Origin of the sequence: Gordonia rubripertincta, from assembly GCF_038024875.1 — a bacterium.
Taxonomy (GTDB): Bacteria; Actinomycetota; Actinomycetes; order Mycobacteriales; family Mycobacteriaceae; genus Gordonia; species Gordonia rubripertincta.
This window is the reverse complement of the sequence record NZ_CP136136.1, coordinates 3090093-3116296: the sequence shown is the minus strand read 5'-3', so window position 1 is coordinate 3116296 and position 26204 is coordinate 3090093. Positions and strand designations below refer to the sequence as shown.

Genomic DNA, 26204 nt, shown 5'->3' with positions numbered 1-26204 from the left:
GAGACCATCAACATGCAGGAACACCGCTATGACGTCGTCATCGTGGGCGCCGGCGGCGCCGGGATGCGCGCGGCGATCGAAGCCGCACCGCGTGCCCGCACCGCGGTTCTGACCAAGCTCTACCCAACCCGTAGCCACACCGGCGCGGCTCAGGGCGGCATGTGCGCCGCGCTGGCCAACGTCGAGGAGGACAACTGGGAGTGGCACACCTTCGACACCGTCAAGGGTGGTGACTACCTCGCCGATCAGGACGCCGTCGAGATCATGGCCAAGGAGGCCATCGACGCGGTGCTCGATCTGGAGAAGATGGGTCTCCCGTTCAACCGGACACCCGAGGGCAAGATCGACCAGCGTCGCTTCGGCGGGCACACCCGCGACCACGGCAAGTCGCCCGTCCGCCGCGCCTGCTACGCCGCCGACCGCACCGGTCACATGATCCTGCAGACCCTGTACCAGAACTGCGTCAAGCACGACGTCGAGTTCTTCAACGAGTTCTACGCACTCGACATCTGCCTCACCGAGAACGAGGACGGCGAGCAGGTCGCCACCGGCGTCGTCGCCTACGAGCTCGCCACCGGTGAGATCCACGTCTTCCACGCCAAGTCGATCGTCTTCGCGACCGGCGGCTCGGGCCGCATGTACAAGACGACGTCCAACGCCCACACCCTCACCGGTGACGGCATGGGCATCGTCTTCCGCAAGGGCCTGCCGCTCGAGGACATGGAGTTCCACCAGTTCCATCCGACGGGCCTGGCCGGTCTCGGCATCCTCATCTCGGAGGCCGTTCGCGGTGAGGGCGGCATCCTGCGCAACGCCGACGGCGAGCGCTTCATGGAGCGCTACGCGCCCACCATCAAGGACCTCGCGCCCCGAGACATCGTCGCCCGCTCGATGGTTCTCGAGGTGCTGGAGGGCCGCGGCGCCGGACCGAACAAGGACTACGTCTACATCGACGTGACCCACCTCGGCGAGGATGTCCTCAACGAGAAGCTGCCGGACATCACCGAGTTCGCCCGCACCTACCTCGGCGTCGACCCGGTCACCGAGTACGTGCCGGTGTTCCCGACCTGCCACTACGTCATGGGCGGCATCCCGACCAACATCAACGGTCAGGTGCTGCGCAACAACGACGAGGTCGTCCACGGCCTGTACGCCGCCGGTGAATGTGCCTGCGTGTCGGTGCACGGCGCCAACCGCCTCGGCACCAACTCGCTGCTCGACATCAACGTCTTCGGACGCCGCGCCGGCATCGCCGCCGCCGAGTACGCGAACAACGCCGACTTCGCCGAGCTCCCGGAGCAGCCGACCGAGATGGTCGACGGCTGGCTGGACCTGCTCCTCTCGGAGCACGGCCACGAGCGCGTCGCCGACATCCGCACCGAGCTGCAGGCGTCGATGGACGCCAACGCATCGGTGTTCCGGACCGAGGAGACCCTCAAGCAGGCCCTCACCGACATCCACGCACTAAAGGAGCGCTACGCCCACATCAAGGTCCACGACAAGGGCAAGCGTTTCAACAGCGACCTCCTCGAGGCCATCGAGCTGGGTTTCCTGCTCGAGATGGCCGAGGTCACCGTGGTCGGAGCACTCAACCGCAAGGAATCGCGCGGCGGCCATGCCCGCGAGGACTACCCCGATCGCGACGACGTGAACTACATGCGTCACACCATGGCCTACAAGAAGGGCACCGACCTTCTCTCGGACATCGAGCTGGACTACAAGCCCGTGGTGCAGACCCGTTACGAGCCGATGGAGCGTAAGTACTGATGACATCTGTTCTGGACAAGCCCGCACCCTCCTCCGACGAGCCGCCGCTGCCCCCGGTGCCCGAAGAGGCCACCATGGTCACGCTGAAGATCTTCCGGTTCAACCCGGAGAATCCCGATGCCCAGGGCTTCGAGAGCTTCCGCGTCCCGGCGCTGCCGACCGACCGGTTGCTCAACCTCCTGCTGTACGTGAAGGGCTACCTCGACGGCACCCTGACGTTCCGCCGCAGCTGTGCACACGGCGTGTGCGGTTCCGACGCCATGCGCATCAACGGCGTCAACCGCCTGGCCTGCAAGCTCCTCATGAAGGACATGCTCCCCAAGGACAAGTCCAAGGAGATCACCATCACCGTCGAGCCGATCCGCGGCCTGCCGGTGGAGAAGGATCTCGTCGTGAACATGGAGCCGTTCTTCGACGCGTACCGCGCGATCAAGCCGTTCCTGATCACCTCGGGCAACGAGCCGACCCGTGAGCGCATCCAGAGCCAGAGCGACCGCGCCCGCTTCGACGACACCACCAAGTGCATCCTCTGTGCGTGCTGCACCACGAGCTGCCCGGTGTTCTGGACCGAGGGTTCCTACTTCGGCCCGGCCGCGATCGTCAACGCGCACCGCTTCATCTTCGACAGCCGTGACGAGGGCGCCGTCGAGCGTCTCGACATCCTCAACGACGTCGACGGTGTGTGGCGCTGCCGCACGACCTTCAACTGCACCGACGCATGCCCCCGGGGCATCCAGGTCACGCAGGCGATCTCGGAGGTCAAGCGCGCACTCATGTTCTCGCGCTAGACAATTCAGCTTTCTCTGCAGCCCGGCAACGGCCCGCACCGACTTCGGTGCGGGCCGTTGCTTTCAGGCAGGCGCCCCGCGGCGGAAGATCCCCGAGATGATCGAGTCCACCAGTGCCGCTTCTTCCTCGGGGGCTGCCGGCCAGAGCAGCATGGTCAGGACGGACCGGATCGCGAACCGTGCGGCGACGGTGTCGTCAGGGTCGATGCCGATCAGATCCGCGGCCACGGCGAGCACGGTCGGCGAGGCGAGCACGGTCGGTGTCGTCGCGATGAGGCTTCCCGGCCGGAGGAACTGGCGGATCACCCGGTCCGCGCGCAGGGCGCCGACCGCCGCGGTGATCGCGATCCGTGCGCGCTCCTCCCCCGCCGTGCCGACCGCTTCCGCGCGGATCGACTCCAGGACCGGGGCGGCGGTCGTCGACAACACCGCCTCGATCAGCTGGGCACGACCGCCGGCGTGACGGTAGATCGTCGCCCGTGAACAGTGCGCTCGAGCGGCCAGTTCGTCGATGCTGAAGGCATCGAGTCCACGCGAGGCGATGAGCGCCGCAGCCTGCGAGACGAGCCTCCTCCGGGCCACGTCGCCCCGATCGCCACCCACGAGCCAGTCCGCCATGCACGCCCTTCCGTCGTAGGTCTCATCATGAGACAGGACCCGGCCCCGTATGGTCGTTTTCATCCAGGTCAGGATGCATTAGTGAGACCTCGATAGCGGAGTTCGCCATTCGCTCGTATCGACTTCGACGGGATCCATTGTCCCCGCCGCGCCCGTCGGCGACGCTGGGGACATGCTCGCACTCGACGACCCCGCCTTCCTGTCGCGTTTTCACACCGGGTCGCCGGTGCAGCAGATCGGCGACTCCCCGTTCTTCACCGTCGGCTCCTGGGATCTCATCGCCGACGTGGTGCGACGACCCGAGGACTTCTCGTCGAACCTGACCGCCACGATGGTCTGCCACGACGACGGGTCGGTGTCGGAGTTCCCGGTCGCCGGACTCGGCGACGCGATGCACGTGCTGGCCACGGCCGACGGCCCGCGCCACCGGCTCCACCGGTCGCTGGTCATGCCGTCACTGACACCCGCGCGCATCCGCGCCCTGGAACCCTATGTCGCCGAGGTCGTCGACACCGCCTGGTCCGAGGGAGTCGACGACGACACCATCGACTGGACAACCGCCGTCGCACAACGAGTTCCGATCACCGTGGTCACCGAGTTACTCGGCCTCCCGCACAAGGACATCGACGATCTGGCCCGGTGGGCGGGTGCCACCAACGTGCTGATCGACGGTGTCATCACCCCCGACCAGCTCACCACCGCGACGACGGCGGTCGCCGAACTCACCGCCTATCTCGACGAAGCGCTGGACTCGGCGCTGCGGAACGAACAGGCGGGCGCGCCCGGACGAGGGGTGCTCGCCGAGATCGCGTCGGCCGCGGCCCGGAACGACCTGGATCACCCGGCGGCGGTGATGATCCTCCTGCAACTCGTCGCCGCGGGGTCCGATTCGACCGTCAGCCTGCTGACCGATGCCGTCCGGATTCTGGCGCAACACCCCGAGGTCGCCGCACGGTTACGCCGCGAGCCCGACCTCATCCCGGTGTTCGTCGAGGAGACCCTTCGCCTGGAATCCCCGTTCCGCGGTCACTTCCGGCACGTCGTCGCCGACACCACAGTCGGCGACACCCACCTCCCCGCCGGCTCCCACGTCTACCTCATGTGGCGCGTGGCCAACCGCGACCCCGAGCACTTCGACGCCGCACCGACCGTCGACCTCGACCGCGCCGCCGCCCGGTCCGGGCACGGCTCGCATCTGGCGTTCGGCAAAGGCCTGCACCTGTGCGTGGGAGCCGGCCTGGCCCGCCTGCAGGGCCGTCTGGCGGTCGCCCGGTTGCTCGACGCCACAACGGAATTCCGGCAGACCACGACTGGTGAACTGACGCTGGTCTGGTAAAACCGGGAACCGATCGGTGCCCGACTGCGTCCAAGAAGGACCCAGCCAACCCGCCGAACGGAGCGTCCACGTGGTCCGAGTCCTGTACGTCCGCCTACTTCTCACCCTCTTGACCAGCACCGCCCTGTGCGTGGCGGTGTTCTCGCCCGCCACGGCGGCACCGGCGCCCGGCGCGGACCCTGACCGCGGGTCCCACCGGATCACGATCACCCTCACCTCGGACCGGCAGCACAACGGCGCCGCCGTGTGGTTCGACGCGGCCGGCCGCCTCCGGACCCAGGGCGACGTGCCCCTCGCCCATCGGGACGGGCACACGAAGCTGTGGTCGGCATCCCTGGTCTACACGAAGAACTCGCCAGGCGAACCACTGGACGCGCTATTCCAGTCCGGCGGAGGCTTTTCCAGGTGTCAGATCTGGGTCGAGTCCACACTCGTCGCCGAGGACACCGCTCGTGGGCACGAGCCGACGAGCAGGTGTCGAGCACGCAATTGAGCCGAGTTTCCAACTTGCAGGGAGGAATCGGGAGCAGAATCGTACTCTGTCTCTCGATCGTCATCATGTGAGCGGAGAACCACCATGGCGGAGCGCATCGAGGCCGGAGCGGTCGGAGCCAGCGGCAAGGCCGGTCTTCTGGGCGATCCCGGCAACAAGGGCTTACGGCTCGGTTCGATCGGGCTGATGGGCAACGTCGTCATCGGTTTGTCCGCCGTCGCACCGGCTTACAGCCTCGCCGCCACCCTCGGTTTCGTGGTCGACAGCGTCGGCGCCAAGGCCCCGGCGATGTTCGTCCTCGCCTTCATCCCGATGTTGCTCGTGGCCTTCGCCTATCGTGAACTGTCTCGCGATACGCCCGACTGTGGCACCACGTTCACCTGGGGCACAAAGGCTTTCGGCCCGTGGATCGGTTGGATCGGCGGGTGGGGCCTGGCGGTGTCGGCGATCATCGTGCTCGCCAACGTCTCCGAGATCGCCGCGCTGTACCTGTTCAAGTTCCTCGGCCTCCACGGCCTGGCGGACAGCCTGTTGGCGAAGATCCTGCTCGGCAGCTTCTTCATCATCGCCATGACCTGGATCAGCATCCGCGGCATCGTCATCAGCGAACGCATGCAGGCGATCCTGATGTTCATCCAGTTCGCCGTGCTCATCATCGCGAGCGTGATCGCGCTGGTGAAGGTAGGTACCGGCCGGGCGGGCGATCAGGCGGTCACACCGGAGTGGTCCTGGTTGTGGCCCAGTGGTCTCGACCAGTCACAGATCGCTGCGGCGATCATCCTGTGCATCTTCATCTACTGGGGCTGGGATGCGTGCCTGGCGATCAGCGAAGAGACCAAGGACCCGGACAAGACCCCGGGCCGAGCCGCCCTTCTCACGTGCGTGATCCTGGTCGCCACCTATGTGCTGGTCGCCTACGCGGTCCAGTCGTTCGCCGGGTTCGGCGACACCGGGATCGGGCTCGGGAACGACGCGAACGACGAGGACGTCCTGACGATCCTGGGCGAGCCGGTGGCCGGCGCGATCATGTCGTCGGCGCTGCTGTTGACGGTCTGCGTCTCAGCGCTGTCCTCGACCCAGTCCACGATTCTGCCCACCGCCCGCGGCAGCCTCTCGATGGCCGTCTACAAGGCGCTGCCCGAGAAGTTCGCCTCGATCCACCCGCGCTACATGACCCCCGCCTTCGGCACCGGCGTCATGGGTGCCGCGGCCCTCACCTTCTACCTGGTCCTGTCCCTGCTCAGCCAGGACACCCTCGCCGACTCGATCTCGTCGCTCGGGCTCGCGGTCGCCTTCTACTACGGGATCACCGCCTTCGCCTGCGTCTGGTACTTCCGCTCGACCCTGCTCGCGTCCGCACGGAACTTCTTCCTGCGCGGTCTCTTCCCATTCCTCGGCGGCCTCGCCATGACGGCGGCCTTCATCCGTTCGGCGATCGACATGATCTCGCCGGACTACGGCGCCACCTCGGTCGGCGGGATCGGTGGCGTCTTCGTCCTCGGAGTGGGCATGCTGGTTCTCGGAATTCCCCTGATGCTCGCCTGTTTCACTCACAACAGCGACTTCTTCCGGGGCAAGACACTGACCGCGACCACCGAGGTGAAGGTTCCCGATGTCTACTGAGACCACAGCGACCCGCGCTGACGCAGAGACGCCCGCCGACCCGGCCACTCCCCGGCTCACCGTCGGATACCTCGCGACCCCCTCGGGCGCCGACGGGGTCGTCCTCGCCGTGGCGCTCGCCCGTGTCACCGGCGCGACCATCGACCTGGTGTGTGTGGTGCGCCCGACGCCCTACGACGGCCAGCCCGGGCTCGCCCAGTATCAGCAGCGCATCGAGGCGCAGGCCGCCGACTGGCTCAGCGAGGGTGCCGCGCTGATCCCCGCCGGCTTCTCCTATCGCACCGTTGTCACGGTCAACGAGTCCTTCGCCGAAGGGCTCACCTCCCACGCGATCGACACCGGGGCCACGATGATCGTCGTCGGCGGCACGGGCGACGGGCTGTTGAGTCGCCACACCCTCGGCACCGTCAGCAACGAACTCGTCCACTCCTCACCTGTTCCGGTCGCGTTGGCACCGCGCGGTTATGCGGATCGGGTCGACGCGGTCCTCGACATGGTGACCGTTGCCGTCCCGGTCAAACCCGGAGCCGACAATCCGCTCCCGTTCGCCGAGAAGCTCGCCGAACGGGCGAAACTCGACATCCGGCTGCTCTCGCTGGTCTCTCTCGAATCCCCCTTCGACGACGACGGGTCGAGGGAGGTGCGAACCGCGCAGATCGCCGTCGCGCGAGAACTCCTCGAGAAGACACGCTCCGAGGTGAAACCCGAACTCGAGGTCGACGTCCTCGTCGCCGACGGCACCACGCTCGACGAGGCGCTGGCCAATCTTCCCTGGGACACCAACGACATCGTCGCCATCGGTTCCGGTCACCTCGGATCGCCCAACCGGGTCTTCCTCGGCAGCACCGCCTCTCGCATCCTCCGGTGGACGACGGCACCGGTTATCGTGATCCCCAAGAGGGGCTGACCGCCGCACGGTGCTGACCCGATGGCTGACCGGTATCGCCGGCGGGTGACGGTGCGTCAGCTGTCGAAACCAAGCCCGATCCGGTCGAGGAGCGTGAGCCATGCGCCGCGGCGGCCGTTGCGACGTTCGCTGCGCGCCATCTGATGCCGGGTGAAGGTGATTCCCGCCCAGCGGATCGGTTCCGGCGGGAACGGTAAGGGCTTGCGGCGCACCATCTCCAGGGCGGTGCGTTCGGTCCGTAGACCGTCGACGAGGTCGAGTGCGGTGGCGGCCGCGAAATGCGAGGCGCCGACGCCGAGACCGGTGAAGCCGACCGCCGTCACGACGCGCCCGCCGTGGGAGGCGTCCCAGAAGGCGCAGAACCGCGAGCAGGTGTCGATCACCCCGCCCCAGGTGTGCGTCGCGGTGATCCCCTCGAGCTGCGGGAACATCTGCAGGAGATGCTCGCCGAGCAGCGCCCATTCGCCGGGCCGGTGGGCGTGGCGGGGGTCGTCGTCGGACCCGTAGTGATACGGGGCATCCCAGCCGCCGAACAGCACCCGGTTGTCGGCGGTGAGCCGAAAGTAGTGGAACCGTGGACCGCTGTCGGCGAGTCCCTCGCGCCCGGCCCAGCCCAGGGAGGTGAGCTGATCGTCGGACAACGGTTCGGTCATCAGTGCGTAGTCCCACACCGGGACCGTGTAGGGCCGCAGTCTGCGGACCAGGGATCGGCTCGCCGACGTCGCGACGACCACCCGGCCGGCGCGCACCTGCCCGAAACCCGTGTGGGCGCAGACATCGCCGTCCGACGACCCCGCGGTCAGTTCCAGTACCTCGGTGCTCTCGAAGATCCGTACGCCGAGTCGTTCGGCCGCCTCGGCGAGTCCGAACGCGAGTTTGGCGGGGTCGATGATCAGGACATGCGGGTCGTAGAGGGCGCCGCGGACCATCGGTGAGTTGACGCGTTCCCGGGCCGCGGATGCGTCGAGAAGGACGAGATCCTCGGCGAGTGCCTGCCCGGCGGCGGCGGTCTCGGCGAGATCGTCGAACTGCCAGTCGGTGACGGCGAGGTCGAGTTCCCCGGTGCGCTCGACGTCGGCGTCGATTCCCAGTCGGGTCAGGGTGCCCTGGATGGCGTCGAGGGTCTCGCGACCCATGCGCAGGAGGGTGGGCATCTCCTCGGGAAACCGCTGCAGTCCGTTGCCGAGTCCATGTGTGAGGCTGGCCGCGCAGAAGCCGCCGTTGCGCCCGGAGGCATGTTCGGCGATCCGGTCACGATCGACGAGCACGATCGATCGGGACGGATCCCGTTCCGCGGCTTGCACGGCCGCCCACAGGCCGGTGAAGCCACCACCGATCACCAGCAGATCGGCGGTGGTCTCGCCGACGAGCCGGGGCCGGGGCTCGGGACGCAGGTCACGGTCGAGCCAATATGGGCGGGCTGCAGCCTGCGCGACCACCTGGACTCCCCGCGCGGTCGGCCGCGAGGCCCACGTCGGGTCGGTCACGCCGTCGGACCGCCCAGGGTGAAGATCGTTCGGTGCCATTCCTTTTCGGCGATGCCGTGGATGTCGCTCATGACGTGCTTGATCAGCAGGTACTCGTCGAGGGAGTAGGTCGACATGTCTTTACCGAAGCCGGAGGCACCGTACCCGCCGTGCGGCATCTCGCTGATGATCGGGATGTGGTCGTTGATCCAGACACACCCGGCGTGGATCTCGCGCGAAGCCCGTTGTGCGCGATACACATCGCGAGTCCACGCCGACGCGGCGAGGCCGTAGGGGGTGTCGTTGGCGCGACGGATCGCGTCGTCGTCGTCGGTGAAACGGCTGACCGTGAGCACCGGCCCGAACACCTCGTCGCGGTAGATCTCCGAATCCTCGGCCACGTCGGCGACGAGCGTGGGCGGGTAGAAGGCACCCGGGCCGTCGGGGACGGTACCGCCGGTGACCACTCGCGCTCCCGCCGCCCGCGCACGGTCCACCATCCCGGACACCTTGTCGCGGTGGCTTCTGGAGATGAGGGAGCCGAGATCGGTTGCCGGGTCGGTCGGATCGCCGATGACGACTCCCGACATGAGGTCGGCGACGCCGTCGACGAAGTCGTCGTAGAGCCCGGGCGCGACGATCGCGCGGGTGGCCGCGGTGCAGTCCTGACCGCCGTTGATGATGGAACCCGCCACCGCACCGTGGATCGCGGCCTGCAGGTCGGCGTCGTCGAAGACGACGAACGGCGCCTTCCCGCCGAGCTCGAGCTGGATGCGGGCGCCGGTGGTGGCGGCCTGTGCCATCACCTGGCGGCCGACCGTGGTCGAACCGGTGAACGTCACCATGTCGACGCCGGGATGTCCGGCGAGATGGGCGCCGGCTTCCGGACCGGTGCCGACGACGATGTTGAGGACACCGTCGGGAAGTCCGGCCTCGGTGGCGATGCGTGCCATCGTCAACGTGGTCAGCGGCGTGATCTCGGCGGGTTTCAGCACCACCGCGCAGCCGGCGGCCAGTGCCGGGATGACCTTCCACACCGCCATCTGCAGCGGATAGTTCCACGGCGTGATGGTGCCGACGATCCCGACGGGTTCCCGGCGGATCGATGAGGTGTGGTCGCCCGAGTACTCGCCGCTCGCCTTGCCCTCGAGATTCCGTGCGACACCGGCGAAGAAGTCGATGTTGTCGATCGATCCGGGGATGTCGAAGTCGGTCGCGAGCCGGACCGGTTTACCGGTGTGCGCGACCTCTTCGGTGATCAGCAGATCGGACTCGGCCGCAAGCGCTCTGGCCAGCGCGAGCAGGACTCCTGCCCGTTCCGCCGGGGTCGCACGGCCCCAGGCGGGCTGCGCGGCGCGGGCACTGGCCACCGCGGCATCGACGTCGCCGCGACCTGCCAGTTTCCCGGTCGCGACCGGCTCATCCGTGGCAGGATTGATCACGGTGTGATCGGCACCGGTCGAGTGATGGGGCTTACCGTCGATCCAGCCGGACGGAATGCTGGTTGGTGAGGACATACCCCCAGATTCTACCGCCGCCGTTGCGGATTCACGTGTCGAAATCAGCTTTCGTTGCGGTTTCAGTCGTCTGTGTTGCGGTCTGCTGCGGAATCCGTCACGATCATGGGGTGGTAGACCCTGCATCCACACCGTTGGACGCGACCGCGAAGAAGATCATCGAACTGTTGCAGGCCGATGGTCGGAGCAGCTATGCGTCGATCGGCAAGCAAGTCGGTCTCTCGGAGGCCGCCGTCCGCAATCGGGTCCAGAAGCTCAGCGAGAGCGGACTCATGCAGATCGTCGCGGTCACCGATCCCCTCAAGCTCGGGTTCGCCCGACAGGCGATGATCGGAATCCGCTGTGTCGGCGACACCCAGGCGCTCGCGCAACATCTCGCCGAACACTCCGAGATCGACTACGTCCTGCTGACCGCGGGATCGTTCGACATTTTGATCGAGGTCGTCTGCGAGAACGACGACCATCTCCTGGAGATCCTGAACAAGAAGGTGCGCGTGCACCCGGAGGTCGTCGCCACCGAGACCCTCGTCTACCTCAAACTCGTCAAACAGCAATACAACTGGGGAACCAGATGACCGACTGGAAGTCACGATGACACTGACCGCACCCTCGACACCACCCCAACTCCGCCCAGTCGCTCGGCGAGCGCAGCGCGGCGCACCTCTGGGGACATTTCGCCCGGCACGGTGACGCCATCACTCCGCCGGTGATCACCCGCGGCGAGGGCATGCGCATCTTCGACGATCAGGGACGCAGCTACCTCGACGCGCTCGCCGGACTCTTCGTCGTGCAGGTGGGTCACGGTCGCGAGGAACTGGCAGAGGCCGCCGCCAAGCAGGCGAAGGATCTCGCCTTCTTCCCACTCTGGTCGTACGCGACGCCGCCGGCCATCGAACTCGCCGAACGTCTCGCGGGCCATGCACCCGGCGACCTCAACCGCGTCTTCTTCACCACCGGTGGCGGCGAAGCAGTCGAGAGTGCCTGGAAGCTGGCCAAGCAGTACTTCAAGCTTGTCGGGAAACCCGGTAAGCACAAGGTGATCTCGCGTGCGGTCGCCTACCACGGCACCCCGCAGGGCGCCCTCGCCATCACCGGTGTGCCCGCTCTCAAGGAGGCCTTCGAACCGTTGACGCCCGGGGCGTTCCGCGTGCCTAACACCAACATCTACCGGGCGGCCGACGACCTGTCCGGCGACCCGAAGAAGTTCGGCCGCTGGGCCGCCGACCGCATCGCCGAGGCGATCGAGTTCGAGGGCCCCGACACGGTGGCGGCGGTCTTCCTCGAGCCCGTCCAGAACGCCGGCGGCTGCTTCCCGCCGCCGCCCGGATATTTCGAGCGGGTCCGCGAGATCTGCGACGAGTACGACGTCCTCCTCGTCTCCGACGAGGTGATCTGCGCGTTCGGCCGCATCGGATCCATGTTCGCCTGCGACGACTTCGGGTACGTCCCCGACATCATCACCTGCGCCAAGGGCATGACGTCGGGCTACTCCCCGATCGGCGCGATGATCGCCAGCGACCGTCTCTTCGAACCTTTCCGCGACGGCACCACGACCTTCGCGCACGGTTACACCTTCGGCGGACACCCGGTGTCGGCGGCAGTCGCGCTGGCCAACCTCGACATCTTCGAGCGCGAGGGCCTCAACGACCACGTCAAGACCCAGGCGCCGGCGTTCCGGGCCACTCTCGAGAAGCTCCACGACCTGCCGATCGTCGGCGACGTGCGCGGCGAGGGCTTCTTCTACGGGATCGAACTCGTGAAGGACAAGGCCACCAAGGAGACGTTCACGGCGGCCGAGTCCGAACGCATCCTGCGCGGTTTCCTCTCCACGGCGCTGTTCGATTCCGGGCTCTACTGCCGCGCCGACGACCGCGGCGACCCCGTCGTCCAGCTCGCCCCGCCGCTGATCGCGGGTCAGGCCGAGTTCGACGAGATCGAGCAGATCCTGCGGTCGGTCCTGGGCCAGGCGTACTCGCTGCTGTAGTCCCGCGCCGGCATCGGGGCGGCCTGAGGTCGGACACGGCCTCTTCGCGCGTCGCGAGCCCGCGCGGTTCCGCTGGTAACGTGCGGTCGGTGACCTCGGGGTGGACTCGCCGGACCTCATCGGCGCTCGTCGCCGCCCTGCTCGGGCTGATGCTGTGCGTGAACGCCGCAGGTTCGGCCGGTGTCGGACGGGCCGGTGCCGTCCCCGTCCCGACCGGTGCACCGCCGGCCTTCACGACGCCCGTCACCGATCACTGTCCGCACAAGATCGGTACCCCACCGGCCGTCGACGAATCCGAGGTCGTGGCACCCGGTTCGACGACCCCGTCCCCGCTGCCGGTCCCCACTCCGGCGATCGGGGGTGAGGACCTCGGGTACTGCGGTGTCGTCGCCGACCCCGCCGCGGGCCCCGTTCCCCCTCGACTGACCTCGGCCGGGTGGCTGATCGCCGACCTCGACTCGGGCAACGTGATCGCGGCCAAGGATCCGCACGGACGGTACCGGCCGGCGTCGACGATCAAGGTGCTGCTCGCGCTCATCGTGCTCGACGAACTAGACCTCGACGCGACGGTCGTCCCGACCGCGGAGGACTGGGGTACCGAAGGTGACTCCTGCGGGATGGGGCCCGGCGGTCGCTACTCCGTCCGCGACCTGCTGACCGGACTGCTCATGGTGTCGGGCAACGACTGCGCCAACGCCCTCGCGCGCGAACTCGGCGGTGTGGAGACCACGCTGGAGAAGATGAACGAACGCGCCCGCGAGCTGGGCGCCGCCGACACCCGCGCGGCCAGCCCGTCGGGTCTCGACGCCGCCGGGATGTCCTCCTCGCCGTACGACCTCGCCCTGATCTACCGGGAAGCCATGGCACAGGAGACCTTCCGGGAGTTGATCGCCAAGCCCACCTTCCGGTTCCCCGGGTATCCCCGCCGACCCGATGTGCCCGGCGACAAGGACCATCCGGCGTACGACATGTACAGCAGCAACCGCCTTCTGGTGGACGGTTATCCGGGCATGCTCGGCGGCAAGACCGGATACACCGACGACGCCCGCAAGACCTACGTCGGCGCGGCCGAACGCGACGGACGCCGCATCCTCGTCGTCCAGATGTACGGACTGTCGGTCGAAGCCGACATGTACTGGGACCAGGCGCGGGAGATGTTCGAGTACGGATTCCGGGCCGACCCGAACATCTCGGTCGGACGCCTCGTCGAATCATCCGGCGAGGCAGTCGAAACCACCGCACCGCACGCCGCGTCGTCGGCGGACTCCCACCTCGCGAGCACGGGTTCCGACGCCGCCTCCCCCATCTCGGTCCGCATCCTCATCGGACTCCTCGCAGCCCTCGCCGCCGTGGTCCTGTTGCTGGTGGGATTGAGGCTCTTCGGGCGTAGGTGACGGATCAGACCCGTTCCCGCTCAGCGCGCTCGACTCGACAACCACCCGATCAACACGCTGATCCCCGCACCGACGCCCGCGGCGGCTACGAGTGCCGCCGGGCGCGGCGTCGGGTTGACCTCGACGGTCGGCGAGATGACCACGGGTCGATGCAGTTCCGCGTCCGGGTCCTCCTCGACCTGGAACTCGGCGTTCGCCGGATCGGTCGCGCACCAGGCGGCCGCGTAGAGCACGATGCGCGATGCGAGGTACGCGAACACCATGACACCGAGGATCGGACCGAACGCCACTCCAGCCGGGCTGCTCAGCACCGACTGGAGGTAGAGGCCGCCGGCCGTCTTGACGACCTCGAAGGCGACCGCGGTGATCAGCCCGGCCTTGAGTGTGTTGCGGAAAGGCAACTGCACCAACGGGAGTCGGGCCATGACGAAGGTGAACAACGCCCAGGTGGCGAGGATCGACACGGCGATCGACACCACACGGACGAGGATCGGCGCCCACGACGCATCGTCGAGAGCCACCCACCCCAGCACCGTCTGCGTGAGACCCGAGTTGCCCAGCGCCGTGATTGCCATCGTCACGGCGAAGGCGACGCCGAGTCCGGCGAAGACCACCAGGTCCCACACCTTCGACATGATCGCGTTGCGCTGTACCCGCCCGCCCCACATCTCGGTCATCCCGGCGCGCACGCCCGAGATCCAGCCGATGCCGGTGAACGCGGCACCGAACAAACCCACCACGCCCACCGTCGTGCGGGAGTCGATGGCGGAGGTGATGATGTCGGACACCTGGACGCCGAGCTGCCCCGGCATCTTCTCCACGACGGCGTCCTGGATGCTCTGCAACATCTCCGGCTGCCGAGCCAGCACGAAGCCGGCGACCGCGAACGCGACCATGATGATCGGGACGAGCGCGAGGATGCCGTTGAAGCTGATGCTCGCGGCGTACAGGTTGCCGCGGCGGTCGTTGTAGCGATCGACGGTTCGGAGAAGATGGTCTAGCCACAGCCAGCGTTCGCGCCGGTCCTCGTAGAACGATTTTGCCCGCGTGGCGAGCGACTTCCCCGAATCGACCACCGAACTCACCGCACGCCTCCTCGTCGGGTAGCCGAGAGCGCCGGACTCACGAGCGTGTCAGCGCCTCGGTGACAGGAAACCCACCTTGTCATAGACCGACTCGAGGGTCGCCGAGGCAACCGACCGGGCGCGCTCCGCACCACGGGCGAGGATCACGTCGAGCTGGGCGGGATCCTCCATGTACTCGGTGACGCGGCCACGCAGCGGGGTGACGAACTCGGCGAGGATGTCGGCGGTCTCGACCTTCAGATCGCCGTATCCCTTGCCCTGGTACTTGTCGACGAGGACGTCCACCGGGGTGCCGCTCAGCGCCGACTGGATGGTCAGCAGATTGCTCACCCCGGGCTTGTTCTCCGGGTCGAAGCGGATCTCGGTCTCGGTGTCGGTCACCGCGGAGCGAATCTTCTTCGCGGACTTCTTCGGCTCGTCGAGCAGATTGATGAGGCCCTTGTCGGTCTCGGCCGACTTGCTCATCTTGGCGGTCGGGTTCTGGAGGTCGTAGATCTTGGCGAACTCCTTGACGATGTACGCCTGGGGAACCTTGAGGACCTTGCCGAATCGCGAGTTGAACCGCTGCGCGAGATCACGGGTGAGTTCGAGATGCTGACGCTGGTCCTCACCCACCGGCACCTGATCCACCTGGAACGCGAGGATGTCGGCGGCCATCAGGATCGGATAGGTGAACAGCCCGACGCCGGCGGCGTCAACGCCCTGCTTGGCCGACTTGTCCTTGAACTGCGTCATCCGGCTCGCCTCACCGAAACCGGTGATGCACGACAGCACCCAGGTCAGCTCAGCGATCTCCGGGATGTGCGACTGGACGTAGATCGTGGAGCGCTCGGGATCGACGCCGACGGCCAGCAACTGCGCGACTGACAACCGCGTGCGCTCGGCGAGAGTCTTCGGATCGAACGATGCCGTGATCGCGTGCATGTCCGGGATGAAGTAGAACGCCTCGAAATCGTCCTGAAGGGCCACCCACTGTCGAACCGCACCCCAGGTAGTTGCCGAGGTGAAAGGAATCGCTGGTGGGCTGGATTCCCGACAGTACGCGGGGGCGGGCGGCGCCGGATGCGGGGACGTCAGAACTCATTGGCCCATTTTCGCACCACGCGCAAAGCCCTTTTACGCGGGCGCCCGCCTCACTCGTAGACGACGGTGACCGGCGCGTGATCGGACCAGCGCAGGTCGTATGCAGCAGCCCTATCGACCGTGGCCTTCACCGCACGCTCGGCCAGTGAACGGTTGGTGAGCTGGTAGTCGATCCGCCAGCCGGAGTCGTTGTCGAACGCCTTGCCGCGCCACGACCACCACGAGTACGGGCCGCTCTCACCGGGATAGAGCTCCCGGGTGACGTCGTGCCAACCGGTTTCCAGGAGACCACCCACCCACGCGCGCTCATGCGGCAAGAAGCCCGGGCTCTTCAGGTTGCCCTTCCAGTTCTTGATGTCCGCCTCGGCGTGGGCGATGTTCCAGTCGCCGCCGACGACGACGTGGCGGTCGCTGCGGACGAGCCGACCGAGGTGGGCGCCGAACTCGTCGAGGAACCGCTCCTTCTCCTCGTACTTGGCGATGTCCTTCTCGGCGTCGGTGAGCGCCGCACCCTTCGGCAGGTACAGACTGGCCGCGGTCACCGGCCCGAGGTCGGTGTCGAGGTCGACCTCGAGGTAGCGGCCCAGGTCGTCGAACTCCGCACTTCCGAAACCGAAACGGACGGCGGCCGGCTCGGTGCGTGTCAGCACGCCGACACCGGCGTGCCCCTTGACCGACGACTCACTCATCGTGAGATGCCATCCGGCGTCGAGGGCAGGGGCGAGGGCGTCCCGGGCGAGGTCTCCACTCGCCCGCACCTCCTGCAGCAGCACGACATCGAGCGACGAGTCCTCCAACCAGGGCAGGAAGCCGCGGTTGGTCTCGGAACGATGCTTGACCGCCGCGCGGATTCCGTTGACGTTGACCGTGGAGAGGGAGAGTGGCACGGGGTCACATCCTACGGACGTGGTCCGACAGACCGACGCCCGCAGCACCGGTCCGAGGACAGCTCCACGACGTCTCGGAATGAGACGAGAAAGAGGTAAGGCAACCCTTGCGCACCCCGGGCAGGTATGTAAGCATTACCTAATCCAGGCACGAGGTTAGGTCCCGAGATGTTCGTTTGTATTTGCCGCGCGGTCACCGTCGACGAGGTTCATGAGCACTGCGATGCCGGGGCTTTCACCGTCGACGACATCAGCGACCGCTGCGGCGCGGGCGAGGGATGCGGTACCTGCCTGGAGAAGCTCGACAGCATCCTGAGTGAAAGGCTGGCCACCTCGACGAGCGCTGCGTGATCTGACATCCGACAACTCCGTTAACAACCTCGCGCGAGTGACGCGCGCGGGGCGTTTTGCCGTGTTAGCTTCATCACTACGATTCTTCGGCTAACGGGAGGCTGTCAAATGCGTGGCGACGACGAGGTCATTGCACTTCTCAACGAGCAGCTCACAAGCGAGCTGACCGCGATCAACCAGTACTTCCTCCACGCGAAGATGCAGGAGAGCTGGGGTCTCACGGAGATCGCCGCCAAGACCCGTGCCGAGTCCATCGAGGAGATGACGCACGCGGAGATCCTCACCGACCGCATCCTCTTCCTCGACGCGCTGCCGAACTACCAGCGCCTGCTGCCGCTGCGTATCGGTCAGTCCATCCGCGAACAGTTCGAGTCGGACATGGCGATCGAGGTCGAGGTCGTCGAACGCCTGCGCCCGGGCGTCGCGATGTGCCGCGAGAAGGGCGACATCACCAGCGCGAACCTCCTCGAGAAGATCCTCGCTGACGAGGAAGAGCACATCGACTACCTCGAGACGCAGCTCGAGCTGATCAACAAGCTCGGCGAGCCGCTCTACCTGTCGAAGACGATCGCGACGCCGCCCACCAACGGCTGACGTCCCCCGCTCAGGCGCGTACCGGGCGCCGGCCCGCGGTCACGAACGCGACGACCGCGACCGCGATGCCGGCGACGGCCAAGAACGCGCCGATCACCGCCGGTGACAGGAATCCCCACCCGGCACCGACCACCACGCCCCCGAGGAACGCACCTGCGGCGTTGGCGATGTTGAGCGCCGAGTGATTGAGGGCGGCGGCCAACGTCTGGGCGTCGGCCGCCACATCCATGAGGCGTGTCTGTAGCGCGGGGATCATCGTCGTTCCGGTCAGCGCGACGAGGTATGTGAGTGCGAGTGCCGCCCAGGCATTCTCGGCGAGTACGGCGAAGGCTGCGAGCGTCACCGCACTGGTGGACAGTCCGGCGAGGATCGCGGTCGAGACGTTGCGGTCGGCCGCCCAGCCGCCGACGAAGTTGCCGGTCACCATGCCCAGTCCATACAGCATCAGGGCGATGGGGACGACCGAGACCGGCAGTCCCGTCACCGAGGTGAGGGCCGAGTTCAGGTACGTGTAGAAGGCGAACATCCCGCCGAAGCCGACGACACCGATCACCAGGGTGAACCACACCTGCGATCGCCGGAGCGCGCCGAGCTCGGTCAGCGGGTCGGTGATCGTCATGCCGGACAGGCTCGGAAGCACGCGGGACAGCGAGACGACGGTCGCGACGCCGACGACCACGACGATCGCGAAGGCGGTGCGCCAACCGAACGTCTCCCCCAGCCAGGCCGCGGCAGGTACGCCGACGACGTTCGCGACCGACAGACCGAGCATCACCTGCCCGACCGCCTTGGCGCGATTCCGCGGACCCGCCAGGTGCGCGGCGACCAGCGCCGCGACGCCGAAGTACGCACCGTGCGGAAGGCCGGCGACGAATCGCGCCACGAGAAGGAGTTCGTACGACGGCGCCAGGACGGTGGCGAGGTTTCCGATGGTGAATGCCACCATCAGGGAGATCAGGAGCACCCGCCGTGACATCCGCGCCGTGAGCGCTGCGATCAGCGGAGCGCCGACCACCACACCGAGTGCATAGGCAGAGATGACGTGTCCGGCGGTGGGCTCGGAGACGCTTAGAGACCCGGCGATGTTCGGCAGCAGACCCATCGCGACGAACTCGGTGGTCCCGATACCGAAACCGCCCAGGGCGAGCGCGAGGATGGTCAGCCGGCGGGCACGCCTCGAGATCCCCGATGAGGGACGCTCAGCGACGTCCGATGTCGTGTCGTCGAGCGCGGTGAGAGCGAGGCCGTCCGGTGCACCGGCGGTCGACGTGGGGGCTTCAGGCACGCCTCATGCCAACCGGCCGTCCGGCACCGCCATTCCCCTAGCACCGGTGAGTTCGTTCACATGGCGAAAGACGAGCCTGTGTGCAGGGGATTACTCCGAGCCGGAGTCACCGCCGGAGGAACTGTCCGAACCGCCACCGCTGTCGCCGGGGCTGCTGGAATCCGAGCCGCTGCCGGCGGAGTCCGACGTCGAACCTCCGCTACTGCTGTCGGGGCCGCCGGAACCGCTCGAGTCCGAACCGCCGGACTCCGAGTTCCCGGAGTCGGTGCTGCCGGAATCGCCGCCGGGACCGGCCGAACCCGAGGCGTCGTCACTCGACGGTCCAGCCGACGAGTCGGTCTCCGACCGCGTGACGCCCGGATCGCCGCCGGTCGACGGGTCGGTCCCGCCTCCACCGCCGGCCGGGGTGTTGTCGTATTCGACGGCCGGTATCGAGGTGTCCCCGTCCGTCGAGGTGTCCCCGTCCGTCGAGGTGTCCCCGCCCGTCGAGGTGCCCCCGGTCGACGGGCCGACGGCCACCTCGGCGACCGCAGGCGAACCGGTACCGCTGCCCGCTGCCTCGATCTCCGGTGCTGTGGTCTCGGGATCGTCGTCGACGGTGGCGACGAACCGGGCCAGCGCAAGTGTTGTGGAGGAGTCGTCGTCGGCCGGCAGTGCGAGGGCGTTCGGCTGCGAGGTGATCGTCGGTCCGACGATCGCGCCCGCCCAGTACCGCACGAAGTTCACCGGCAGCAACACGATGCTGCGCACGCTGGCGGCGAGTGCGTTCACACCACGCATGAGGCGGGCCGGGGACAGGCTCACGATGCCTTGCAGGATGTCCTCGAACACGAAGAGGTCGGGCAGATAGGCCCCGTAACCGAGTTGCGGTAGCGGCGGCAGGAATCCCTGGACCAGCCGGACGACGGGCTGCAGATTGGCCAGCGTGATGCCTAGCGGCAGGCCGATCGTCGGACGGCCGGACAGGAAGTCGCCGATCTCGCCGGTGTATCCGATGTCGTTGGCCCAGCCCTGGACCAGCTCCGCGAACGCGGACTTCGCCCCGACCATGCAGACCGTCCCGGTCGCGGTACCCGCGCCGCTGCACGAGACCGGCCGCGTCGCCCACTGCGACGCGGGGTCGCGATACATCGCATACGGGTAGAGGAAGTGCTTCGTCTGGTATCCGAGGATGCCGTCGATGGCACCGATGGGGTCGTACAACGGATCCGGCAGGTCACAGATGGGGTCGCCGTCGATGCACACCGACACCACACGATCGGACACCGTTCCGAACCCGGCGTCCGCACCGTTCGCGCCGCGCGGCCCCGACATGGTCAGACCGGGGATCACACCGATCATCGACAGCTCGATACCCCGCCCGGTCTTGTCGCCGGCACGTCGCGGATCGGAGTACAGCTCGCCACTGATGACATCCGGGTCGATGGTCACCATGACCGGGTTGCCGTCGTCGTCGAGCAACGGCTCACCGTTCTCGTCGATCGCGACGACCTCACCGGCCGTGCCGTTCCCGATCTCGGACAGCACGTCACCGGCCACCCGGGCGCCCTGCGAGTATCCGGCCACGACGACGGGCTTGCCCTGACACTGCGACTGGTAGCCGGCGATCGACGACTTGGTCGCCGCGGTCCCCTGCGCGACGCTCGAGTCGTATCCCGTCGCTCCCAGCGGCCACAGGGTCGTCGGGTAGTCCGCGTAGATGACCTGGTAGGCGTTGTCGCCGGCGTACGGGGAGTTCGGATCGGGTTGGTTGTCGGGCCCGAGCCCCGTGTAGCGCTGTTTCACGCCGACGAGGTACTGCCCCTCCGGGTCGTTGGTGCCGCCCACGATGACGACCGCGCCCGCGCCGCACGAGTCCGCCTTCGCCCCGGGGACACCGCCGACCAGGCCGAAGGACAACGCCACCGCCACACCGGTCGCGGTTGCGATCAGAAACGACGTCCGACGCGACCTGAGATGCTCCATTGCCCGCATGAGGCGCACTCCTCACCGCACCCGGACACGCTTCGGGATGACAAGGCGTCCTCCGCCGGGATTGACCCGAACGTTAGGGCATCGAATCGAACCTGACAGGACCCTGAGAACTGCTAATGATTGTGAACAGGCAGTTCGCGCTGCTCATCCGCCGATTTCAACCGCTCGGAGGACACGTCCAGTACACGGTTTCGAAGGCTGGTGACGAGTTCGATTCGGCGTGACCGGGAGGGTTCTCTGGCACTCACATCCGTGTTATATCCTTGTCGCCAGGTCATGAGTATCAGCGACAAGCCCCGGCTTGCTGATCGGCAACCCTCCAACCGCGGTGGGGTGCTCCGGGTGATGACCGGGTTGTGGGATCGCGTAAGCGAAGCCCCGGCAAGCGCGGGTCCGAAGGTCGGACCCCAACAGGGTCGAGTTTGGCCCTGCCGACCGTAGAAAGTGATCAACAGTCATGTCTGATGCCAACGAAGGCACCAATCCGGCCGACAACTGGAGCTTCGAGACCAAGCAGATCCACGTGGGCCAGGCCGCCGACGCAGCCACGAACGCCCGGGCGCTGCCGATCTACCAGACCACCTCCTACGTCTTCAACGACACGCAGCACGCGGCGAACCTCTTCGGTCTCGCGGAGCCGGGCAACATCTACACCCGCATCATGAACCCGACCCAGGACGCGGTCGAGCAGCGGATCGCGGCCCTGGAGGGTGGCGTCGCGGCTCTGCTCGTGTCGTCGGGTCAGGCCGCCGAGACCTACTCGATCCTGAACATCGTCGAGTCCGGCGGCCACGTGGTGTCGAGCCCGCGTCTGTACGGCGGCACCTACAACCTCTTCCACTACACCCTGCCGAAGCTGGGCATCGAGGTGAGCTTCGTCGAGGATCCCGAGGATCCCGCGTCGTGGCAGGCGGCCATCAAGGACAACACCCGTGCGCTGTACGGCGAGTCGATCTCGAACCCGAACAACGAGATCCTCGACATCAAGGGCATCTCCGAGGTCGCACACCGCAACGGCCTGCCGCTGATCATCGACAACACCGTCGCCACCCCGTACCTGATCAACCCGCTGGCCCACGGCGCCGACGTCGTCGTCCACTCGGCCACCAAGTACATCGGCGGACACGGCACCGCGATCGGTGGCGTGATCGTCGACGGCGGCACCTTCGACTGGCGCGTCCAGCGTGACGGTAAGGACCTGTTCCCCGGCTTCACCACCCCGGACCCCAGCTACCACGGTGCGGTCTTCGCCGACCTCGGCGCTCCGGCCTACGCACTCAAGGCCCGCGTGCAGTGGCTGCGCGACACCGGTGCGGCGATCGCCCCGTTCAACGCCTTCCTGCTCGCCCAGGGCCTCGAGACCCTGAGCCTGCGCATCGAGCGTCACGTCTCCAACGCGCAGAAGGTCGCGAAGTTCCTCGAGGGTCACGCCCAGGTCGAGTCCGTCGCCTACGCCGGTCTCGAGTCCTCGCCGTGGTACCAGCGCGGCCAGGAACTCGCTCCCAAGGGCCAGGGTGCGATCATCGCCTTCGAGATCAACGGCGGTGTGGACGCGGGCAAGAAGTTCGTCGACGCCCTGACCCTGCACAGCCATGTGGCCAACATCGGCGACGTCCGTTCGCTGGTGATCCATCCGGCCTCGACCACCCACAGCCAGCTGACCCCCGAGGAGCAGCTCGCCGCAGGTGTCACCCCGGGCCTGGTCCGCCTGGCCGTGGGTATCGAGGGAATCGACGACATCCTGGCGGACCTCGAACAGGGCTTCGCAGCCGCCAAATAGGACAGGTGAGGCAGTTTTGTCGGTGAGTATCGACCTGAACGCGCAAGCGTCTGATCAGCCCGACTGGGAATCGGTCCCGGACGGGAAGCTCGTCGGCATGAGCATCGGCTCGCTGCCTCTCGACAGCGGCGAACGGATCGACAACGTCACCCTGGCGTTCCAGCGCTGGGGGACGTTGTCGCCGTCCCGCGACAACGTCATCCTCACCCTGCACGCCCTCACCGGCGACTCCCACGTCACCGGTCCCGCCGACGCCGAGCACGAGACGCCCGGCTGGTGGGACGGCCTCATCGGCCCGGGCCAGGCGATCGACACCGATGAGTGGTGCGTCATCTCGGCCAACGTGCTCGGCGGCTGCAAGGGCTCGACCGGTCCCGGGTCCCTCGCCTCCGATGGCCGTCCCTGGGGTTCACGGTTCCCGCAGATAACCGTGCTCGACCAGGTCCGCGCCGAGGTCGCACTCCTCGACCGCCTCGGAATCCGCAGCGTCGGAGCAGTTCTCGGCGGTTCGATGGGTGGAGCCCGTGCACTCGAGTGGGCCATCGAATACCCGGACCGCGTCCGAAGCGCACTGGTGCTGGCCGTCGGCGCCCGCGCCACCGCCGACCAGATCGGCATCCAGACCACTCAGATCGCCGCCATCAAGTCCGACCCGGCCTGGCACGGCGGCAACTACCACGGAACCGGCCAGACGCCGCTGACCGGGATGGGCATCGCCCGTCAGATCGCGCACCTGTCCTACCGCAGCGAACCGGAACTCGACGAGCGCTTCGCCAATGAACCGCAGGGCGACGAGCAGCCGCTGCTCGGTGGCCGGTACGCCGTCCAGAGCTACCTCGAGCACCAGGCGTCGAAGCTGATGCAGCGTTTCGACCCGGGCAGTTACGTGGTGCTCACCGAGGTCCTCAACCATCACGACGTCGGCCGCAACCGCGGCGGCGTCAAGAAGGCGCTCAACGAGTGCAAGGTCCCGGTCATCGTCGGCGGGATCGATTCGGATCGCCTGTACCCGTTGCGGTTACAAGCCGAGCTCGCCGAAGAACTGGGCAACTGCGTCGGCGGCCTGCAGGTCGTGCGATCCGACACCGGACACGACGGCTTCCTCACCGAGTTCGACGCCATCAGCGACCTGCTCAAGCGCACGGTCGAGCTCGCACGCCGCGACGCCTGATCCCGGGCCCACCCGGGACCGGATAACGGCCGCTCAGCGCGGGACGGGGACCGGTGTACTCGACGAGGCCGGCGGTGCCGTCCGAACGGCTCCGGACTGCTCTTCACTGGGCGACGCCCCCGACGCCTGACCGGGAGCCGACGTGTTCGGCGTCGGCTGGGTCAGCGGCGGCGGAGCCGGCGTGGTGTTGCGCGGCCGCAGCTCCTTGGGCAACAGCGTCGGCGGGATCGGGGGCGGCGTCGAGCCCGGCGCGAACGGCAGCGTCGGCCATGGGAACGGCGACAGCGTGCGAGTGCTGGTCGTCCCGGTCGACGGCGCGGTCGGCGGCAACTCGGTGGTGGCCCAGCCCGGCTGTTCGTTCCACGCCGGGGGTTCCTCCGGCTGCAGCGGTGGGGCGGGCTGCTCGTAGGTCTGTTCGACCGGCTGATCGGGAACCTGCGTCACTGGAGCCGAGGTCGTCGGCACCGGCTTCGAACTCTGTTCGCTCGACGTGGCGACCGCGGGGACGCTGCCGACCGTCGACGACGGCTCGGGGACCTGGCGGTCGGCGAACGAGGAGCTGACCGCGTAGACGGTGATCAGGACCGCAGCGAGTATCGCGCCCGCAACCGCGAGCGGCGTCGCCGACAGCCATTCGCGCTGCCGTTGTCCGCCGATGAAGGCGAGTCGGGTTGTGCCCGAATAGGTTTCGCCAGCAAGAAGGGCTGCACCGGTCGCCGCGACCAGCTCCGGGGTCGACGGGCACACCGTGTCGAGGTCGTGACCGCGGGCCAAGTCGCGGACCGCGGGCAGATTGGCGAGACCGCCGACGAAGACCACCACATCCGGGAAGACGCCTCGGGCGGACGCCTCGGCGACGTATCGGTCGAACACATCGCGCGCCTCGCGGACCATCGGTGCCACCGCATCCGCCACCTGGGACTCGGTCAGCGCCACCCGCCCCGAACCGCCGGGGAGGGCGACCGAGGGACCGTCGGACCCGGATCCCGGGTGTCCGTAGGCGATCTCCTCCTTTGCCGTCCGGCAGGCGCTGAGTAGTTCGCTGCGTCCGGCGCGTGTGCGCGCGGTCTCCCCGAGCGATGGGTTGTCGGCGGTGAGGTTCGCGGCGATGGCTCGGTCGAGACGACGTCCGCTGAGGACCGTCGAGCGTTCGACCCCGCTGATCCGGCGACTGCTCGGTTCGACGGTGTAGATCGACATGCCGGTGTCGCCACAGTCGACGACGACAGCGGTGGAGAAACGATCGATCTCCCCGGTGTCCGCGAGGTAGGCGACCACGGCCTCGTCCTCGGCGACCAGACGGATCTGGCGACGGGGGCCGCTCCCCCGCGAACGCAGGTGGCGCCGCTGGGCGGCGGTACGTGCGGCCACCCCGATCGGACCCACCCGGGCGTCGGCCTCACGGGCGGCGCCGAGCATGACGTCGATGCCGGCGTTGACGCGACCCGCATTGTCGAGACCGTCGGTCGGGTCTACGTCGATGACGCGGGAATCCACCACGCTGCGGCCGAGATCGTCACGCGTCAGTAGGACGTAGTGGATCATGCCGGCGCCTGCCGACACGCCCATCGACGTCACTTCGTTCACGTGGTCTTCGGTCGGTGTTGCAGTGATACGTACTCCAGCGGTCGGTGCGTCTGCCCCAGCGTCGTACTCAGTGCTCGGCAGAGAGTTGCCTGGTCAGGCGCGACCACTCGTTCTGAAGGTCACGCTCAGGTCTCTATTGTAATCAATCCGTGCCCAAAGAGTCGATCGACGTGGCGAGCCAGAGCATCACACCACCAACCGTCGCCATCACCGAGACGTCGAACAATTTTCCTCTGACCTGCAGCAATCCCGCCTGGGACGACGGGATGAACGCACGGAGCAGCGCTCCGACGAGAAGTGCCGCACCGAACACGAAGGATCCGCGGCGCCAGCGGTCGAACATCACGAGTAGCGCCGCCGCCAGAACACCCAGCATGACCAGCAGGTACGGGATCTGGACGAGCACCGCGCGCACCCCCTGCACCGGTTCGGGCACGGGCTCGGCGGCGTGATGTCGGTCACCGGGGGCCGGAGGTCGCGGTCGATTCGGATCCGACGAGGGCAGATCCGCTCC

Annotated in this window: 21 protein-coding genes, 2 pseudogenes and 1 riboswitch; of the genes and pseudogenes, 13 read left to right on the top strand and 10 right to left on the bottom strand. The window is 67.5% G+C overall.

The features are described from left to right. Window positions 1-12 precede the first annotated feature (12 nt). Complete coding sequence (gene sdhA / locus RVF83_RS14170; RefSeq protein WP_039880068.1) at window positions 13-1767, top strand: succinate dehydrogenase flavoprotein subunit; 1755 nt, start codon at window positions 13-15, stop codon at window positions 1765-1767. Then, the gene (locus tag RVF83_RS14165; RefSeq protein WP_005195951.1) at window positions 1767-2555 is read left to right on the top strand and encodes a succinate dehydrogenase iron-sulfur subunit; all 789 of its coding nucleotides are present in this window, start codon (window positions 1767-1769) and stop codon (window positions 2553-2555) included. The genes sdhA and RVF83_RS14165 overlap by 1 nt, the downstream gene beginning before the upstream one ends. 63 nt (window positions 2556-2618) lie before the next feature. On the opposite strand, the gene RVF83_RS14160 is transcribed toward RVF83_RS14165, so the two are convergent. Then, the gene (locus RVF83_RS14160; RefSeq protein ID WP_039880065.1) at window positions 2619-3173 is read right to left on the bottom strand and encodes a TetR/AcrR family transcriptional regulator; all 555 of its coding nucleotides are present in this window, start codon (window positions 3171-3173) and stop codon (window positions 2619-2621) included. Window positions 3174-3345: 172 nt separating this feature from the next. Between RVF83_RS14160 and RVF83_RS14155 the strand changes: the two genes are divergently transcribed. The 4 genes from RVF83_RS14155 (at window position 3346) to RVF83_RS14140 (ending at window position 7532) form a co-directional block, all read left to right on the top strand. Further along, window positions 3346-4509, top strand: a complete 1164-nt coding sequence (locus RVF83_RS14155) for a cytochrome P450 (RefSeq protein ID WP_005195948.1) — start codon at window positions 3346-3348, stop codon at window positions 4507-4509. A gap of 70 nt (window positions 4510-4579) precedes the next feature. Next, window positions 4580-5002, top strand: coding sequence for a hypothetical protein (locus RVF83_RS14150; RefSeq protein WP_005195946.1), 423 nt, complete (start codon window positions 4580-4582; stop codon window positions 5000-5002). Window positions 5003-5086: 84 nt separating this feature from the next. Further along, window positions 5087-6625: an APC family permease gene (locus RVF83_RS14145; protein WP_005195944.1), complete on the top strand. Its 1539-nt coding sequence runs from the start codon at window positions 5087-5089 to the stop codon at window positions 6623-6625. Continuing rightward, window positions 6615-7532, top strand: a complete 918-nt coding sequence (locus RVF83_RS14140; protein ID WP_005195942.1) for a universal stress protein — start codon at window positions 6615-6617, stop codon at window positions 7530-7532. Before RVF83_RS14145 ends, RVF83_RS14140 begins: the two co-directional genes overlap by 11 nt. Window positions 7533-7588: 56 nt before the next feature. Here RVF83_RS14140 and RVF83_RS14135 read toward each other — a convergent pair whose 3' ends face one another. After that, window positions 7589-9019 (bottom strand): NAD(P)/FAD-dependent oxidoreductase, encoded by a 1431-nt coding sequence (locus RVF83_RS14135; RefSeq protein ID WP_005195940.1) that lies wholly within the window; start codon window positions 9017-9019, stop codon window positions 7589-7591. Continuing rightward, window positions 9016-10515: a gamma-aminobutyraldehyde dehydrogenase gene (locus tag RVF83_RS14130; protein ID WP_005195938.1), complete on the bottom strand. Its 1500-nt coding sequence runs from the start codon at window positions 10513-10515 to the stop codon at window positions 9016-9018. The genes RVF83_RS14135 and RVF83_RS14130 overlap by 4 nt, the downstream gene beginning before the upstream one ends. Window positions 10516-10625: 110 nt before the next feature. Between RVF83_RS14130 and RVF83_RS14125 the strand changes: the two genes are divergently transcribed. From RVF83_RS14125 to RVF83_RS14115, 3 genes and pseudogenes are all read left to right on the top strand, one after another. Continuing rightward, window positions 10626-11090 carry an Lrp/AsnC family transcriptional regulator gene (locus RVF83_RS14125; protein ID WP_039880063.1) on the top strand — a complete coding sequence of 155 codons (465 nt, stop codon included), beginning with the start codon at window positions 10626-10628 and terminating at the stop codon, window positions 11088-11090. Window positions 11091-11106: 16 nt separating this feature from the next. Beyond that, a pseudogene (locus tag RVF83_RS14120) lies at window positions 11107-12499 on the top strand (aspartate aminotransferase family protein). An 89-nt stretch (window positions 12500-12588) separates the two neighbouring features. Further along, window positions 12589-13893, top strand: a complete 1305-nt coding sequence (locus RVF83_RS14115) for a D-alanyl-D-alanine carboxypeptidase family protein (RefSeq protein ID WP_005195933.1) — start codon at window positions 12589-12591, stop codon at window positions 13891-13893. Window positions 13894-13913: 20 nt separating this feature from the next. Here the strand turns inward: RVF83_RS14115 and RVF83_RS14110 are convergent, their stop codons facing one another. The 3 genes and pseudogenes from RVF83_RS14110 to RVF83_RS14100 all read right to left on the bottom strand — a co-directional run bounded on the left by RVF83_RS14110 (window position 13914) and on the right by RVF83_RS14100 (window position 16948). After that, the gene (locus RVF83_RS14110) at window positions 13914-14978 is read right to left on the bottom strand and encodes a YhjD/YihY/BrkB family envelope integrity protein (RefSeq protein ID WP_005195930.1); all 1065 of its coding nucleotides are present in this window, start codon (window positions 14976-14978) and stop codon (window positions 13914-13916) included. 48 nt (window positions 14979-15026) lie between these two features. Continuing rightward, window positions 15027-16062, bottom strand: a pseudogene (gene trpS / locus RVF83_RS14105) (tryptophan--tRNA ligase). 49 nt (window positions 16063-16111) lie between these two features. Then, window positions 16112-16948: an exodeoxyribonuclease III gene (locus RVF83_RS14100; protein ID WP_005195926.1), complete on the bottom strand. Its 837-nt coding sequence runs from the start codon at window positions 16946-16948 to the stop codon at window positions 16112-16114. 168 nt (window positions 16949-17116) lie between these two features. On the opposite strand from RVF83_RS14100, the gene RVF83_RS14095 reads away from it, so the two are divergent. Then, window positions 17117-17299, top strand: coding sequence for a (2Fe-2S)-binding protein (locus tag RVF83_RS14095; protein WP_005195924.1), 183 nt, complete (start codon window positions 17117-17119; stop codon window positions 17297-17299). A gap of 108 nt (window positions 17300-17407) precedes the next feature. Then, window positions 17408-17893 (top strand): bacterioferritin, encoded by a 486-nt coding sequence (bfr, locus tag RVF83_RS14090; RefSeq protein ID WP_005195922.1) that lies wholly within the window; start codon window positions 17408-17410, stop codon window positions 17891-17893. A gap of 10 nt (window positions 17894-17903) precedes the next feature. Here the strand turns inward: bfr and RVF83_RS14085 are convergent, their stop codons facing one another. Next, on the bottom strand, window positions 17904-19178 hold the full coding sequence (locus tag RVF83_RS14085) for an MFS transporter (RefSeq protein ID WP_005195920.1): 1275 nt from the start codon (window positions 19176-19178) through the stop codon (window positions 17904-17906). Between the two features lie 90 nt (window positions 19179-19268). Further along, window positions 19269-21152 carry a cutinase family protein gene (locus RVF83_RS14080; protein WP_005195918.1) on the bottom strand — a complete coding sequence of 628 codons (1884 nt, stop codon included), beginning with the start codon at window positions 21150-21152 and terminating at the stop codon, window positions 19269-19271. 272 nt (window positions 21153-21424) lie between these two features. Continuing rightward, window positions 21425-21546: riboswitch (SAM riboswitch) on the top strand. Between the two features lie 63 nt (window positions 21547-21609). Here RVF83_RS14080 and RVF83_RS14075 point away from each other — a divergent pair. Then, window positions 21610-22932, top strand: a complete 1323-nt coding sequence (locus RVF83_RS14075) for a bifunctional o-acetylhomoserine/o-acetylserine sulfhydrylase (RefSeq protein WP_005195916.1) — start codon at window positions 21610-21612, stop codon at window positions 22930-22932. A 16-nt stretch (window positions 22933-22948) separates the two neighbouring features. After that, window positions 22949-24103 carry a homoserine O-acetyltransferase MetX gene (gene metX / locus RVF83_RS14070; protein ID WP_005195914.1) on the top strand — a complete coding sequence of 385 codons (1155 nt, stop codon included), beginning with the start codon at window positions 22949-22951 and terminating at the stop codon, window positions 24101-24103. Window positions 24104-24136: 33 nt separating this feature from the next. Here the strand turns inward: metX and RVF83_RS14065 are convergent, their stop codons facing one another. Together RVF83_RS14065 and RVF83_RS14060 are read right to left on the bottom strand one after the other, a co-directional pair. Beyond that, window positions 24137-25672 carry a hypothetical protein gene (locus RVF83_RS14065; protein WP_005195913.1) on the bottom strand — a complete coding sequence of 512 codons (1536 nt, stop codon included), beginning with the start codon at window positions 25670-25672 and terminating at the stop codon, window positions 24137-24139. Window positions 25673-25832: 160 nt separating this feature from the next. After that, on the bottom strand, window positions 25833-26126 hold the full coding sequence (locus RVF83_RS14060; RefSeq protein WP_005195911.1) for a DUF3017 domain-containing protein: 294 nt from the start codon (window positions 26124-26126) through the stop codon (window positions 25833-25835). Window positions 26127-26204: the final 78 nt, after the last annotated feature.

Bases quoted from the DNA above. Each gene is read 5' to 3' on its own strand.
- RVF83_RS14065 (WP_005195913.1), bottom strand. From the start codon at position 25,672: ATGGGCGTGTCGGCAGGCGCCGGCATGATCCACTACGTCCTACTGACG.
- RVF83_RS14080 (WP_005195918.1), bottom strand. From the start codon at position 21,152: ATGCGGGCAATGGAGCATCTCAGGTCGCGTCGGACGTCGTTTCTGATC.
- RVF83_RS14160 (WP_039880065.1), bottom strand. From the start codon at position 3,173: ATGGCGGACTGGCTCGTGGGTGGCGATCGGGGCGACGTGGCCCGGAGG.
- RVF83_RS14075 (WP_005195916.1), top strand. From the start codon at position 21,610: ATGTCTGATGCCAACGAAGGCACCAATCCGGCCGACAACTGGAGCTTC.
- RVF83_RS14095 (WP_005195924.1), top strand. From the start codon at position 17,117: ATGTTCGTTTGTATTTGCCGCGCGGTCACCGTCGACGAGGTTCATGAG.
- RVF83_RS14165 (WP_005195951.1), top strand. From the start codon at position 1,767: ATGACATCTGTTCTGGACAAGCCCGCACCCTCCTCCGACGAGCCGCCG.
- sdhA (WP_039880068.1), top strand. From the start codon at position 13: ATGCAGGAACACCGCTATGACGTCGTCATCGTGGGCGCCGGCGGCGCC.
- RVF83_RS14140 (WP_005195942.1), top strand. From the start codon at position 6,615: ATGTCTACTGAGACCACAGCGACCCGCGCTGACGCAGAGACGCCCGCC.
- bfr (WP_005195922.1), top strand. From the start codon at position 17,408: ATGCGTGGCGACGACGAGGTCATTGCACTTCTCAACGAGCAGCTCACA.
- RVF83_RS14155 (WP_005195948.1), top strand. From the start codon at position 3,346: ATGCTCGCACTCGACGACCCCGCCTTCCTGTCGCGTTTTCACACCGGG.
- RVF83_RS14145 (WP_005195944.1), top strand. From the start codon at position 5,087: ATGGCGGAGCGCATCGAGGCCGGAGCGGTCGGAGCCAGCGGCAAGGCC.
- RVF83_RS14130 (WP_005195938.1), bottom strand. From the start codon at position 10,515: ATGTCCTCACCAACCAGCATTCCGTCCGGCTGGATCGACGGTAAGCCC.